Below are 12,456 nucleotides of genomic sequence, written 5' to 3'. Positions count from 1 at the left end.
GCACAGGCCCATCACCAGCTTGACGTCGTGTTCGATCAGCAGCAGCGTTTTGCCGCTGTCGCGGATGCGCAGCAGCAGCTCGCGCAGCGCTACTTTTTCACCGGCGTTCATGCCGGCCGCCGGCTCGTCCAGCGCCAGCAACCGGGGTTCGGTCGCCAGCGCGCGGGCAATCTCCAGGCGGCGTTGGTGGCCATAGGCGAGATCGCCGGCGCGGTAATGGGCGAATTGGCTGATGCCGACGTACTCCAGCAGCGCATGGGATTTATCGCGCACCGCCTGTTCCTCTGCCTTGGCGCGCCGGTGGCGAGCGATCGCCGCCCACAGGCCGTTGCGGGTGCGCACGTGGCAGCCGACCATCACATTTTCCAGCACGCTCATTTCGTTGAACAACCGCAGGTTCTGGAAGGTGCGGGCAATGCCGGCCTGCGCCACTTTGTCGATCGCCTGGGGTTTATAGCGCTGGCCCAACAGGCTGAACTCGCCTTCATCGGCGCGATACAGACCGGTGATCAGGTTGAAGCAGGTGGTTTTGCCGGCGCCGTTCGGCCCGATCAGGCCGTAGATTTCCCCTTGGCGGATGCTCATGCTGACGTCATCCACCGCCGTCAGGCCGCCGAAGCGTTTGCTGACGTGATTTAAAGCAAGCAGCGGCGTCATGCGGCGGTCCTCCCGGCATGGCGAGCCGGCCACAGGCCCGCCGGGCGATAGAGCATCACCAGGATCAGCGCCAGGCCGTAAAACAGTTGGCGGATGATTTCCGGATCGATCAGCACCTGGCCGAACAGCGCCTGCTGCAGCGGCCCCATGCTGCTGCGCAGCAGCTCCGGCAGGGCGGCCAGCAGCAGCGCGCCCAGGATCACGCCGGGGATGTGCCCCATGCCGCCGAGCACCACCATTGCCAGTACGGCGATCGATTCCTGCAGAGTGAACGATTCCGGCGACACGAAGCCCTGAAACGCGGCGAACAACGCGCCGGCCACGCCGCCGAAGGTGGCGCCGATGGCGAAGGCCAGCAGCTTGAAGTTGCGGGTGTTGATGCCCATCGCCCGCGCGGCGTCCTCATCTTCGCGGATCGCTGTCCACGCACGGCCGATGCGCGAGTTTTGCAACCGCAGGCTGATGAACAGGATCGCCAGCAGCAGCGCGGCGAACAGATAGTAATAGAGGTACAGGCCGGAAAAACGCACGCCGAACCACTCGTGCATGCCGGAAAACCTCAGGCCGAACAGGCTGACCGGGTCAATGCCGGAAATGCCTTTGGGGCCGTTGGTGAGATTGACCGGACGATCGAGGTTGCGCATCAAAATGCGCACGATCTCGCCGAATCCCAACGTGACGATCGCCAGATAGTCGCCGCGCAGCCGCAGCGTCGGCGCGCCGAGCAGGATGCCGCATACCGCCGCCAGCAGCGCCGCCAGCGGGATCAGCCACAGCATCGGCAGATGCAGCCCGTCGGGGAACCACTGCAGCAGCAGCGGGAACTGCTGCGTCAGATGCGGTGACGACAGCAGCGCGGCGAGATAGGCGCCGACCGCGTAAAAGGCGATAAAGCCCATGTCCAGCAACCCGGTCATGCCCACCACGATGTTCAGCCCGAGCGCCAGCATCAGATACAGCAGGGCGAAGTCGACGACCCGCACCCAGTAGTTGCCGCCGGCGGCGCCCGCCACCCAAGGCGCAAGCAGCAGGGCGAGAATGAACAGCGTCAGCACCAGCCCGGCGCGACGCGGCGTGGTCAGAGGAACGGGGGGAGTCAAAACGGTCATCGTGATGTCCTTATGCGCGCGTGGCGATGCGTTCGCCCAACAGCCCGGAGGGGCGGAAGACCAGCACGGCGATCAGCACCAGAAACGCGAACACGTCCTGGTAGTTGCTGCCGAACACGCCGCCGGTCAGCTCGCCGAGATAGCCGGTGCCCAGCGATTCGAACAGACCCAGCAGCAAACCGCCAAGCATCGCGCCGCGCAGGTTGCCGATGCCGCCGAGCACGGCGGCGGTAAACGCCTTGATGCCCGGCAGAAAGCCCATCGAGAAACCGGCGTTGCCGTAGTTGCTGGCCATCATGATGCCGGCCACCGCCGCCAACGCGCCGCCGAGCGCGAAGGTCAGAACGATGATGCGGTCAGGACTGATGCCCATCAGGCCGGCGACCTGCGGGTTTTCCTCCGTGGCGCGCATGGCGCGGCCGAAACGGCTGTGTTCGACCAGCAGCCAGAGGCCGGCCATCACCGCCACGGCCACCGCCAGCGTGACGATCGCCGTGCCGGTGATCACCGCCGGCGCATGTTCGGCGCTGCCTGCGGTCAGGGCAATGGGCGCCATCGGCAACAGCTGCGGAAACATCAGGGGATTGCGTGACCAGATCAGCATCGCCAGGGTTTGCAGCAGCAGTGACACGCCGATGCCGCTGATCAGCGGGGCCAGGCGCGGCGCATTACGCAGCCGGCGATAGGCCAGGCGCTCGATCGCCATCGAGGTGATGGCGCAGATAGCCATGGCGAACAGGGCCGCCAGCAGCAGCGTGGCGTAGGGCGGTAAAGCGGAAAAGTGGTGCTGCAACACCCCGATCGCCGACAGCGCGCTCAGCGCCCCGACCATCAGCACGTCGCCGTGCGCGAAGTTGATGATGCGCAGGATGCCGTACACCATGGTGTAGCCGAGCGCGATCAGCGCATAAATGCTGCCGAGCATCAAACCGTTGACGGTTTGCTGTACCAGCGTATCCATAAGGAGAGTCCGGAGATAATGAGTCAGAGGCTCACAGTAGAGAATTTAAAAAAATTGTAAAATACGGAAAAATACTTTCTTATATAAAAAACGAGTGGTTTTAATGTATTGATTTTTATGTATATTAAATCCATTCCTTCAGTGTCCATTTCCCAAAAACAGTCAATATATGAAAAAAACAGAACAGTATGATGAGCCGTTGCCGATGCTGCCGAACGATCCGCCGCTGCGCGCCGTGCGGGCGTTCGAGGCCATCGCGCGCCTGGGGGGGATCAGCGCGGCGGCTAACGAGCTGATGATTTCGCCTTCGGCGGTCAGTCATCAACTCAAAACGCTGGAGGCATTTTTGCAGATGCCGTTGACCGAACGGCAGGGGCGTAACCTGGTGTTGCGCAGCGAGGGGCGGGAGTACTACCGTTCGATTCGCTCGGCGTTCAACGTGCTGCGCCAGGCGACCGAACACGTGCGTGAACAATCCGCGTCGCGGCAGGTGACCATCAGTCTGATCCCGCTGTTCGGCATGGGGTGGTTCATTCCGCGGCTGCGCGGCTTTCTGCGTGAAAATCCGGATATCGACATCAATGTGGTCTACGCCAACCACCGCAATTACCTGAGCGACGCCGCCGATCTGTCGATCCGCTTCGGGGTCGGGCAGTGGACCGGCTATCGCAGCGAGAAGCTGATGTCCGGCAAAATGGTGCCGGTGTGCAGCCGGGCATTCAGTAAACTGCACGGTTTGCTCGATACGCCGGATCAACTGGCGACGCTGCCGCTGCTGCACGACGAGGAACGCAATACCTGGATGCAATGGTTTCAGCAGGCCGGGGTCAAGCGCCCGCCGCGCAGTATCGGCCCGATGTTCGAGGATGGATTGTTGACGTTGGCGGCGGTACAGGCGGGATTAGGGTGCGCGTTGATGCGTGAACCGTTAATCGCCCAGTACCTTGAGAGCGGTGAGTTGATCAAAATGTTCGATCTGCCGATCGATGACGGCCGCGATTATTACCTGTGCGCTCGGCTGGATAGTGAGCTGTCGCAGGAGGGCGAAAATCTGCGGCAGTGGCTGCGCCGTGAGGCGGCGGCTCAGAACGCCGGGGCATAATCTACAACCAACGCGTCTTTCAGCAGGTGACGGCTTTGCAGTAGAGTGCCGGTTCCTCTGTAGCGATAAGGTATGACGATGCTGTTCGATTTAAACCAGCAGGCGGCCGAACTGCCCGAGGCTTGGCGTTCCTCCGTGCTGGGCCGCGTCGGTGCGGCCAACATCAAAGTGCTGCGTATGGATGCGCGCAGCATTGCGGATGAAGTGCATGATTACAGCGAAGGGTTGCTGGTGATCAGCGGCCACCTGCGGCTGCAGGTGGCGGGGGAAGAGGTGGTGGTGCGGGCCGGCCAGCTGTATCAGGCCGCGGCCGGCGTACCGCACCGCGTGTTGCCGGGCAGCGAAGGCACGCTGGTGATTGTCGATCTGCCGGAGGATTAAGCGTCGCCCAGTACCGTCAGCGCCATCTTTACCGCATCCAATAGTCGCGTTTCAGTGACGCCGTCACGCGCCTGAATCGACAGCCCGTGCAGGAAGACGGCGAAGTAGTCCCCCAGGCTGTCAGCGTCGGTGTCGGCGGGCAATTCGCCGGTTTGCACCGCCTGCCGCAGCCGTTCGACGATCTGCTGCGTACGCTGCAACCGATGCTCTGCCAGCCAGGTTTTGAGCCCATCGTTTTCCGCACTGACGCTGGCGGCGGCGGAGACCACCATGCAGCCCTGCGGCAGATCCGGCCGACTGTAGAGGCGCACGGCATCTTCCAGCATACGTTGGATCGCCGGGCGAATGCCGCTTTCCTGTGCGAAGGCGCGATCGGCGAAGCCGCCTTCCTCGGCTTCGTAACTGGCGATCGCCTCGCGGAACAGCTGCTCTTTGGAGCCGAACGCCTTGTAGATGCGCGCGGAAGCAATGCCCAATTCCGCCACCAGATCCGACATCGAGGTGCCTTCGTAACCTTGCCGCCAGAATAAGTTTCGCGCCTTCAAGAGCGCCTGTTCGCGATCGAACTCACGCGGTCTGCCTGCCATTCGCTGCTCCAATTTACCTGTCATTCAGCGACATAGGATCGCTTAAATCGACGGGAATACCAATGTCTTTATAAATTTCGCTTGCGGTCAATTCGCTTTGCTCCTATTGTTTGTCAATCGACAACTAATAGGAGTTTACGATGAAAACCCTCAAAGGTCCAAGCCTGCATCTCGCGCAGTTCAGCGATGAGACAGCGCCGTTCAACAGCCTGCCGGCCATCGCCGAGTGGGCGGCGCAAACCGGTTTTACCGCCTTGCAGATCCCGGCCTGGGATCGGCGTTTATTCGACGTGGCCACCGCCGCGGAAAGCCAAACTTACTGCGACGATCTGACCGGGATGTTGGCGGAGCAGGGGTTGGTGGTCAGTGAATTGACCAGCCATATCTTCGGCCAGCTGATGGCGGTACACCCGGCTTACGATGCGCTGTTTGACAGTTTCGCGCCGCCGGCACTGCAGGGCAATCCGCAGGCGCGCGGCGAGTGGGCGCGGCAGCAAATGCTGCTGGCGGTGAAGGCGTCGGCGCGGCTCGGGCTCAGCGAGCTGGGCACCTTTTCCGGTTCGCTGGCCTGGCCCTATCTGTTCCCGTTCCCACAGCGTCCGGAAGGATTGATCGACACCGCGTTCGACGAACTCGCCAAACGCTGGCTGCCGGTGCTCGACGCCTGCGAAGAACAGGGCATCAACCTGTGTTATGAAATTCACCCGAGTGAGGATCTGCACGACGGCGTGACGTTCGAAATGTTTCTTGAGCGCGTGGGCAACCACCCGCGTTGCCGGGTGCTGTTCGATCCGAGCCATATGGTGCTGCAGCAGCTTAACTATCTGGAATTTATCGATATCTATAAGGATGTTATCGGTATGTTCCACGTCAAGGACGCCGAGTTCAATCCGACCGGTCGCCAGGGCATTTACGGCGGCTATCAATCCTGGGTCGATCGCGCCGGCCGTTTCCGCTCGTTGGGCGACGGCCAGGTCGATTTCAACGGCATCTTTTCGCGCCTGACGCAGTACGGCTATTCGGGCTGGGCGACGCTGGAGTGGGAATGTTGCCTGAAAAATCCGCAGGACGGCGCGCGCGAAGGCGCGGCCTTCATTCGCGATCGCATTATCCGCGTCACCGACAAAGTGTTCGACGACTTCGCCGGCGCGCCGGTCAACCCACAACAGATCAATGCCTTGCTCGGCATTCGCTGAGCCTTAACCTTTCAGGGAGTCACCCCATGCAATATCGACAGAACGAGATCCCGTTGGCGGATCTCGCGGCGGAACACGTCTATCTCCAGGTCAACGGCCGGCGCCTTCACTGCGTGGTGGCCGGTGAAGGGTGGCCGGTGCTGCTGATCCCCGGCTGGCCGCAAACCTGGTACACCTGGCGCCATGTGATGCAAGCGCTGGCGGCGGCCGGTTTTCAGGCGATCGCCGTCGACCCGCCGGGCATCGGCGATTCTGACAAGCCCGTCAGCGGTTACGATACCGGCAGCATCGGCGCGGCGCTGCACGCGATGATGTTGCAACTGGGCCATGAACGTTACCAACTGGTCGGCCACGACATCGGCATGTGGATCGGTTACGCCATGGCGAGCGACTTCCCGCAGGCGGTGGAACGTCTGGTGCTGACGGAGGCGGTGATCCCCGGTCTGGCGCCGCCGCCGCCGATTTTCGTCGCGCCGGAGGAGAATATCTTCCTGTGGCATTTCATGTTCAACCAGCTGGCGGATTTACCGGAGGCCCTGACCCAGGGGCGCGAGCGGGAGTATCTTGGCTATATCTTCAACCGCTGGTCCTATCGGCGCGATCGGGTAGCGGCGCAGGTGTATATCGCCGCCTATTCGGCGCCGGGCGGCCTGCGCGCCGGATTCGACTATTACCGAGCGATCCCGGAGACCGTTCGCCAGAACCGGCTGCGCGCCGCTACGCCCTTGACGATGCCGGTGTTGACGGTGGGAGCGGAGCACGCCACCGGCGACGCGCCGCTGACCACGCTTCGGGGCAATGCGCACGATCTGCGAGGCGAAACGGTCGCCGGCTGCGGGCATTTCATCACCGAGGAGTGTCATGAGGCGTTTATCGCGCTGATTACGCCGTTCCTGGCGGGAGAGCAGCATGCCGCTTGATGAACGCATCGCCGCCTTTTTGACGGCGTCGGCCGCCGTGCCGCCGCCCGCTTCGCTGGCGGCAATGCGCGCGGCCACGGAAACCGGTTTACGCCAGCTGCAGGGCGAGGCGGAACCGAGCGGCGGCGTCAGGGACTATACGGTGGTCACCGCCGATGGACACCGGATGGCGCTGCGCGCCTATCTACCGGCGGGGGAAAACGGCGCGAACGCGCAGCCGGCGATGCTATTCGCCCACGGCGGCGGCTGGTGCCTCGGCTCACTGGCGTTGTACGATCGGCCTTGTCAGGCGTTGGCTAACGCCACCGGCCGGGTGATCCTGTCGGTTGACTATCGTCTGGCGCCGGAATACCCGTTTCCACAGCCGCTGGAAGATGTCTATCAGGCGCTCTGCTGGGTGGCGCAACGGGCGCCGCAGTTGGGGATTGACGCGAAGCGCCTGGCGGTGGGCGGTGATAGCGCCGGGGGCAATCTGGCGGCGGCGGTCGCACTGTTGGCGCGGGATCGCGGCGGCCCATACATTGAACGTCAACTGCTGTTGTACCCGGCGCTCAGCCGCGAAATGGCGACGAAGAGCTATCGCGAGTTTGCCGAGGAGCACTTTCTGACGCGCGACGCGATGGTGTTCTGTTGGCAGCAGTATCTGGGCCAGCGGCGCGATCCCGGCGCGGAACCGTTGCATGCCGCCACGCTGCGCGGATTGCCGCCGGCCGCCATCCTGAGCTGCGAATACGATCCGCTGCGCGATGAGGCCGAACAGTATGCACAGCGGCTGCGTGAGGCGGGGGTGACCGTGCGCTGCGAACGGTTGCCGGGCATGGTGCATGCCTGCATTCACATGCTGGGGCTGACCCCGGCGGCGCGGCGGCTGTTCGAACTGGCTCGCGAGTAAAAAAAAGCCCCGCATTGCGGGGCTTCTGGCTATTCATCCGCCGGGCGATTATCGGCCGGCGACGGTGACAAAGCGCGTTTCCAGGTAGGACTCGATCGCTTCGCTGCCGCCTTCGGTGCCGTGACCGGAGTCTTTCACGCCGCCAAACGGCGTTTCCGGCAGGCCGAAACCGATGTGGTTGATGCTCAGCATGCCGCTCTCCACGTCGCGCCCCAGCGCATTGACGGTGGCGATGTTGCGGCTGTAAGCGTAGGCGGCCAGGCCGTACGGCAGGCGATTGGCTTCGGCGATCGCCTCGTCATAAGTGGCGAACGGGCGCAGCAGGGCGACCGGGCCAAACGGCTCTTCCGACATGGCGCGTGCGCTCAGCGGCACATCACGCAGCACCGTCGGTTCGAAGAAGTTGCCTTTGCCCGCCACGCGTTTGCCGCCGGTGCTGGCCTTCGCCCCGTGGGCGATAGCGTCCTGCACCAGCGCCTCGATATTGTCGACGCTGCGGCTCAGCACCATCGGCCCCATCGTCACGCCGTCTTCCAGCCCGTTGCCGAGCTTGAGCTCACGCACGGCGGCGGTAAATTTCTCCACGAAGGCCTCGTAAACGCCTTGCTGGATCAGGAAGCGGGTCGGGGCGATACAGACCTGGCCGGCGTTGCGGAACTTGGACTGCGCCAGCTCTTTGGCCGCCGCGTCGAGATCGGCGTCGTCGAAGATCAGCACCGGCGCGTGGCCGCCCAGCTCCATGGTGGCCTTTTTCATATGCTGGCCGGCCAGCGCCGCCAGATGCTTGCCCACGCGGGTGGAGCCGGTGAAGGAGATCTTGCGAATGGTCGGATGCGGGATCAGGTATTCCGAGATTTCCGCCGGGGTGCCGTACACCAGCGCGATCACCCCGGCTGGGATACCGGCGTCGGCGAAGGCTTTGATCAGCTCTGCCGGTGAGGCCGGCGTTTCTTCCGGGCCTTTGACGATGATGGAACAGCCCGCCGCCAGCGCGGCGGACAGCTTGCGCACGATCTGGTTAATCGGGAAGTTCCACGGCGTGAAGGCGGCTACCGGGCCGACCGGCAGTTTCAGGGTTTGCTGCTGCACGTCGCGAGCGCGGGACGGAATAATCTGCCCATAGGTACGGGTGGCTTCGCCGGCGAACCAGTCGATAACGTCGGCGGCGTTGAGAATCTCGATTTTGGCCTGCGCCACCGGCTTACCCTGTTCCTGCGTCATGATGGCGGCGATGGCGTCGGCGCGTTCGCGCAGCAGCGCAGCGGCTTTGCGCATCAGGTTGGCGCGCTGGTGCGCGGCGGTGTCGCGCCAGACGTTAAACCCGCGCGCGGTGGCGGCCAACGCCAGATCGAGATCCTCTGTGGCGGCGTGCGCCACCTGACCGATTACCTCGTCGCTGGCGGGGTTGGTGACAGGCAGGGTTTTCCCGGCCAGCGCATTGCGCCATTGTCCATCGATATACAGTTGAGTATCCGGATACATTGTTGCCTCTTGTTTGCGGAGTGGTCAGGGGCCGCTGAGTTTCGCGATGCGGCGCGCCTGAATGGGACAGGGACCTTAACCCTACGCCGAATGGCGGCGATCGTCCAGGCGAGGGGCACGAAAGGACCAGAGCGGCTACTCAATCGGCGATGTTTTGGCTATGCTGAGCAGATTGTCAGCACGGATGAGGAGGTCGGGTGCAAGGGGTACCACAACAGTTTCCGTTCGAAAAGGATTGCGCGCAGTTCCGGCATTTGTCGCATCTGCCCGGCGTCGAACTCTATCAGGCGCATATCGAACGCTATGCCTTCGAGCCGCATACCCATGACGCCTTCGCCATCGGCACCGTGGATGCCGGGGCGGAGCGTTTTCGCTATCGCGGGGCGCAGCACCTGGCGGCGCCGGGCGCGCTGGTGCTGATGAATCCTGATGAGCTGCATACCGGCGAAGCCGAAACGCCGGGCGGTTGGTGTTACCGCATGCTCTATCTGGCGCCCGAGGCGCTGGAGCAGCTGTCCGGCGATAGGAGCCAGTGGTTTACCGAGGCGGTGCACCACGATCCGCGGGCGGCGCAGCGCCTGTCCGCCATTCTCGCCACGCTGTGGCAAACCGACGATCCGCTCACGCTCGATGGCCTGCTGCTGGAGGCCGTCGAGCTGTTGCACCCGCACATCCGCACCGGGCAGCGGGAAAAAGCCGAGGCGGCGCACCGTTTCGAGGTGGTGAAAAGCTATCTGCGCGATAACTTCGCCGAGGCCGTGACCCTTAACCAACTGGCCGAGCTGGTGTCGCTCAGCCCGTACCATTTCCTGCGCAAGTTCAAGGCCGAATACCACGTCTCGCCGCAGCAGATGCTGATGGCGATCCGGCTGTCGCAGGCCAAACGCATGCTGGAGCGCGGCATGCCCGCCGCACAGGTGGCGGCGGCGGCGGGGTTGACCGATCAGGCGCACCTGACGCGCGCCTTCGCCAATCGTTACGGTGTCACGCCAGTGCGTTTCCAGAAACAGGTGAAATTGGGCTAAAACAGCAACCTGCTACAATAATTCCTCCCCGCGTTTTCGCTACTCTGCCGCTGTCTTGTCGGGCGGGTTGGCCGCGCCGGCCGTTTGTCGGAGTCGTTATGTTCATTGGCGTTGTGTTTGCCCTGGCCGCCGGGCTGATGTGGGGACTGATTTTCGTCGGCCCGCTGCTGGTGCCGGACTATCCCGCCGCGCTGCAGTCCACCGGGCGCTATCTGGCCTTTGGGCTGATTACCTTGCCGCTGGCGTGGTTTGATCGTCGCCGTCTGCGCAAGCTGCGGCGTCAGGATTGGCTGGAAGCGCTCAAGCTGACGGCCATCGGCAATCTGCTGTACTACCTGTGCCTGGCCAGCGCCATTCAGCGCACCGGGGCGCCGGTGTCGACCATGATCATCGGCACCTTGCCGGTGGTGATCGCCATTTGCGCCAATCTGTTTTACGGCCGGCATGACGGGCGCCTGGCCTGGGGCCAGCTGGCGCCGGCGCTGCTGCTGATCGTCTGCGGGTTAGCGTGCGTGAACGTCGCCGAGCTGCGCGGCAATGCGGTGCCGATCGACGGCTGGCGCTATCTCAGCGGTCTTGGGCTGGCCGTGTTGGCGGTGGCGTGCTGGACCTGGTTCCCGCTGCGCAATTCACGCTGGCTGCGGGAGAATCCGACGCAGCGGCCGGCCACCTGGGCCACGGCGCAAGGGCTGGTGACGCTGCCGCTGGCGCTGCTGGGCTATCTGGCGGTCTGCGGCCAATTGGCGCTGAGCGAACCGGCGTTCGCCTTGCCGTTCGGCCCGCGCCCCGAGGTGTTTATCCCGCTGATGCTGGTTATTGGCGTGTTCTGCTCCTGGCTGGGGGCGCTGTGCTGGAACGAAGCCAGCCAGCGGCTGCCGACGGTGTTGGTGGGGCCGCTCATCGTGTTCGAAATTCTGGCGGGGTTGGCCTATACCTTTCTGCTGCGCCAGGCCTGGCCGCCGCTGCTGACGCTGGCCGGCATCGTCTGTCTGATCGCCGGCGTGGTGTACGCCATGCGCATCAAGCCGCAGCCGGTGGTGGTGGCGCTGGAAGACAAACCGAGATAACGCCCGCCGTGGCGGCGGGCGTGAGGGTTAACGCTTGCTGTGGTGAATGATCTCTTCGGCCACGTTGCGCGGCGCTTCGGCGTAGTGACTGAATTCCATGGTGTAGGTGGCGCGGCCCTGCGACATCGAACGCAGGGTGGTCGAGTAACCGAACATCTCGGACAGCGGCACCTTGGCGCGAATCTCCTTGCCGCCGCCGCCCGGGATCTCTTCCATGCCCTGCACCAGACCGCGGCGTGAGGAGAGGTCGCCCATCACGTTGCCGGCGTAATCCTCCGGCGTTTCCACTTCCACCGACATGATCGGCTCAAGGATCACCGGATCCGCCAGACGGCAGGCGTCCTTGAAGCCGAAGATCGCCGCCATGCGGAACGCCTGTTCCGACGAGTCGACGTCATGGTAAGAACCGAAGGTCAGGTGCACCTTGACGTCCACCACCTGATAACCGGCCAGCACGCCGTTGTTCAGCGCCTCGAGCACGCCTTTTTTCACCGCCGGGATAAACTCGCCGGGAATGACGCCGCCCTTGATTTCATCGAAGAACTCGAAGCCTTTGCCGGGTTCGTTCGGCTCGACGGTCAGCACCACGTGGCCGTATTGCCCTTTACCGCCGGACTGGCGCACGAACTTGCCTTCCACGTCGGCCACCCGTTTGCGGATGGTTTCGCGGTACGACACCTGCGGCTTGCCGGTGGTGGTTTCCACCCCGAACTCGCGGCGCATGCGATCGACGATGATCTCCAGGTGCAGCTCGCCCATGCCGTAGATAAGGGTCTGGCCGGATTCTTCATCGGTACGCACGCGGAACGACGGATCTTCCGAAGAGAGCCGCTGCAGCGCGATGCCCATTTTCTCCTGATCGCCCTTGGTTTTCGGCTCGATCGCCTGGGCGATCACCGGTTCGGGGAAGGTCATGCGCTCCAGCGTAATGATGGCGCCAGGGTCGCACAGCGTATCGCCGGTGGTGACGTCCTTCAGGCCGACGCAGGCGGCGATGTCGCCGGCGTGCAGCTCGTCGATGTCCTTACGATCGTTGGCATGCATTTGCACGATGCGGCCGATGCGTTCCTTTTTGCC

Annotated in this window: 13 protein-coding genes; 7 read left to right on the top strand and 6 right to left on the bottom strand. The window is 63.5% G+C overall.

Features of this window, described 5'->3' with window-relative positions; genetic code table 11:
* The 3 genes from ADK28_RS02740 to ADK28_RS02730 all read right to left on the bottom strand — a co-directional run.
* Nucleotides 1–657: ABC transporter ATP-binding protein (locus tag ADK28_RS02740; protein WP_048794806.1), on the bottom strand; the 657-nt coding region annotated here is incomplete at its 3' end.
* Nucleotides 654–1,766, bottom strand: coding sequence for a branched-chain amino acid ABC transporter permease (locus ADK28_RS02735; protein ID WP_048794805.1), 1,113 nt, complete (start codon nucleotides 1,764–1,766; stop codon nucleotides 654–656). The genes ADK28_RS02735 and ADK28_RS02740, both read right to left, overlap by 4 nt.
* Nucleotides 1,767–1,776: 10 nt before the next feature.
* Entirely contained in the window at nucleotides 1,777–2,727 is a 951-nt protein-coding gene (locus ADK28_RS02730; protein WP_048794804.1) for a branched-chain amino acid ABC transporter permease, read from the bottom strand.
* Between the two features lie 169 nt (nucleotides 2,728–2,896).
* Between ADK28_RS02730 and ADK28_RS02725 the strand changes: the two genes are divergently transcribed.
* Both ADK28_RS02725 and ADK28_RS02720 read left to right on the top strand, forming a co-directional pair.
* Complete coding sequence (locus tag ADK28_RS02725) at nucleotides 2,897–3,829, top strand: LysR substrate-binding domain-containing protein (protein ID WP_033640207.1); 933 nt, start codon at nucleotides 2,897–2,899, stop codon at nucleotides 3,827–3,829.
* Between the two features lie 78 nt (nucleotides 3,830–3,907).
* Nucleotides 3,908–4,210 carry a cupin domain-containing protein gene (locus ADK28_RS02720; RefSeq protein ID WP_028127440.1) on the top strand — a complete coding sequence of 101 codons (303 nt, stop codon included), beginning with the start codon at nucleotides 3,908–3,910 and terminating at the stop codon, nucleotides 4,208–4,210.
* On the opposite strand, the gene ADK28_RS02715 is transcribed toward ADK28_RS02720, so the two are convergent.
* Nucleotides 4,207–4,797, bottom strand: a complete 591-nt coding sequence (locus ADK28_RS02715; RefSeq protein ID WP_033640208.1) for a TetR/AcrR family transcriptional regulator — start codon at nucleotides 4,795–4,797, stop codon at nucleotides 4,207–4,209. The two genes, ADK28_RS02720 and ADK28_RS02715, sit on opposite strands and share 4 nt — an antisense overlap.
* 140 nt (nucleotides 4,798–4,937) lie before the next feature.
* On the opposite strand from ADK28_RS02715, the gene ADK28_RS02710 reads away from it, so the two are divergent.
* Genes ADK28_RS02710 through ADK28_RS02700 form a run of 3 tightly spaced genes read left to right on the top strand, consistent with a single transcriptional unit; the run spans nucleotide 4,938 to nucleotide 7,805 of the window.
* Entirely contained in the window at nucleotides 4,938–5,993 is a 1,056-nt protein-coding gene (locus ADK28_RS02710; RefSeq protein WP_033640209.1) for a sugar phosphate isomerase/epimerase family protein, read from the top strand.
* A gap of 26 nt (nucleotides 5,994–6,019) precedes the next feature.
* Nucleotides 6,020–6,913 (top strand): alpha/beta fold hydrolase, encoded by an 894-nt coding sequence (locus ADK28_RS02705; protein ID WP_048794803.1) that lies wholly within the window; start codon nucleotides 6,020–6,022, stop codon nucleotides 6,911–6,913.
* The gene (locus ADK28_RS02700; RefSeq protein ID WP_048794802.1) at nucleotides 6,903–7,805 is read left to right on the top strand and encodes an alpha/beta hydrolase; all 903 of its coding nucleotides are present in this window, start codon (nucleotides 6,903–6,905) and stop codon (nucleotides 7,803–7,805) included. Before ADK28_RS02705 ends, ADK28_RS02700 begins: the two co-directional genes overlap by 11 nt.
* 48 nt (nucleotides 7,806–7,853) lie before the next feature.
* Here ADK28_RS02700 and ADK28_RS02695 read toward each other — a convergent pair whose 3' ends face one another.
* Complete coding sequence (locus ADK28_RS02695) at nucleotides 7,854–9,287, bottom strand: NAD-dependent succinate-semialdehyde dehydrogenase (protein ID WP_016927630.1); 1,434 nt, start codon at nucleotides 9,285–9,287, stop codon at nucleotides 7,854–7,856.
* Nucleotides 9,288–9,484: 197 nt separating this feature from the next.
* Here ADK28_RS02695 and ADK28_RS02690 point away from each other — a divergent pair, with 197 nt between their 5' ends.
* Nucleotides 9,485–10,312: an AraC family transcriptional regulator gene (locus tag ADK28_RS02690; protein ID WP_048794801.1), complete on the top strand. Its 828-nt coding sequence runs from the start codon at nucleotides 9,485–9,487 to the stop codon at nucleotides 10,310–10,312.
* Nucleotides 10,313–10,410: 98 nt separating this feature from the next.
* Nucleotides 10,411–11,379, top strand: coding sequence for a DMT family transporter (locus ADK28_RS02685; protein ID WP_033640212.1), 969 nt, complete (start codon nucleotides 10,411–10,413; stop codon nucleotides 11,377–11,379).
* Nucleotides 11,380–11,406: 27 nt separating this feature from the next.
* Here ADK28_RS02685 and ADK28_RS02680 read toward each other — a convergent pair.
* On the bottom strand, nucleotides 11,407–12,456 hold a 1,050-nt coding region (locus tag ADK28_RS02680; protein WP_048794800.1), incomplete at its 5' end, for an elongation factor G.

This window comes from Serratia sp. 506_PEND (assembly GCF_001076875.1).
GTDB lineage: Bacteria > Pseudomonadota > Gammaproteobacteria > Enterobacterales > Enterobacteriaceae > Serratia > Serratia marcescens.
This window is presented reverse-complemented; position numbering and strand designations above follow the sequence as displayed.

What these genes read in the sequence shown, in the direction of transcription:
- ADK28_RS02710 (WP_033640209.1), top strand. Translation starts at nt 4,938, where the DNA reads ATGAAAACCCTCAAAGGTCCAAGCCTGCATCTCGCGCAGTTCAGCGAT.
- ADK28_RS02720 (WP_028127440.1), top strand. Translation starts at nt 3,908, where the DNA reads ATGCTGTTCGATTTAAACCAGCAGGCGGCCGAACTGCCCGAGGCTTGG.
- ADK28_RS02730 (WP_048794804.1), bottom strand. Translation starts at nt 2,727, where the DNA reads ATGGATACGCTGGTACAGCAAACCGTCAACGGTTTGATGCTCGGCAGC.
- ADK28_RS02695 (WP_016927630.1), bottom strand. Translation starts at nt 9,287, where the DNA reads ATGTATCCGGATACTCAACTGTATATCGATGGACAATGGCGCAATGCG.
- ADK28_RS02735 (WP_048794805.1), bottom strand. Translation starts at nt 1,766, where the DNA reads ATGACCGTTTTGACTCCCCCCGTTCCTCTGACCACGCCGCGTCGCGCC.
- ADK28_RS02705 (WP_048794803.1), top strand. Translation starts at nt 6,020, where the DNA reads ATGCAATATCGACAGAACGAGATCCCGTTGGCGGATCTCGCGGCGGAA.
- ADK28_RS02700 (WP_048794802.1), top strand. Translation starts at nt 6,903, where the DNA reads ATGCCGCTTGATGAACGCATCGCCGCCTTTTTGACGGCGTCGGCCGCC.
- ADK28_RS02725 (WP_033640207.1), top strand. Translation starts at nt 2,897, where the DNA reads ATGAAAAAAACAGAACAGTATGATGAGCCGTTGCCGATGCTGCCGAAC.
- ADK28_RS02715 (WP_033640208.1), bottom strand. Translation starts at nt 4,797, where the DNA reads ATGGCAGGCAGACCGCGTGAGTTCGATCGCGAACAGGCGCTCTTGAAG.
- ADK28_RS02685 (WP_033640212.1), top strand. Translation starts at nt 10,411, where the DNA reads ATGTTCATTGGCGTTGTGTTTGCCCTGGCCGCCGGGCTGATGTGGGGA.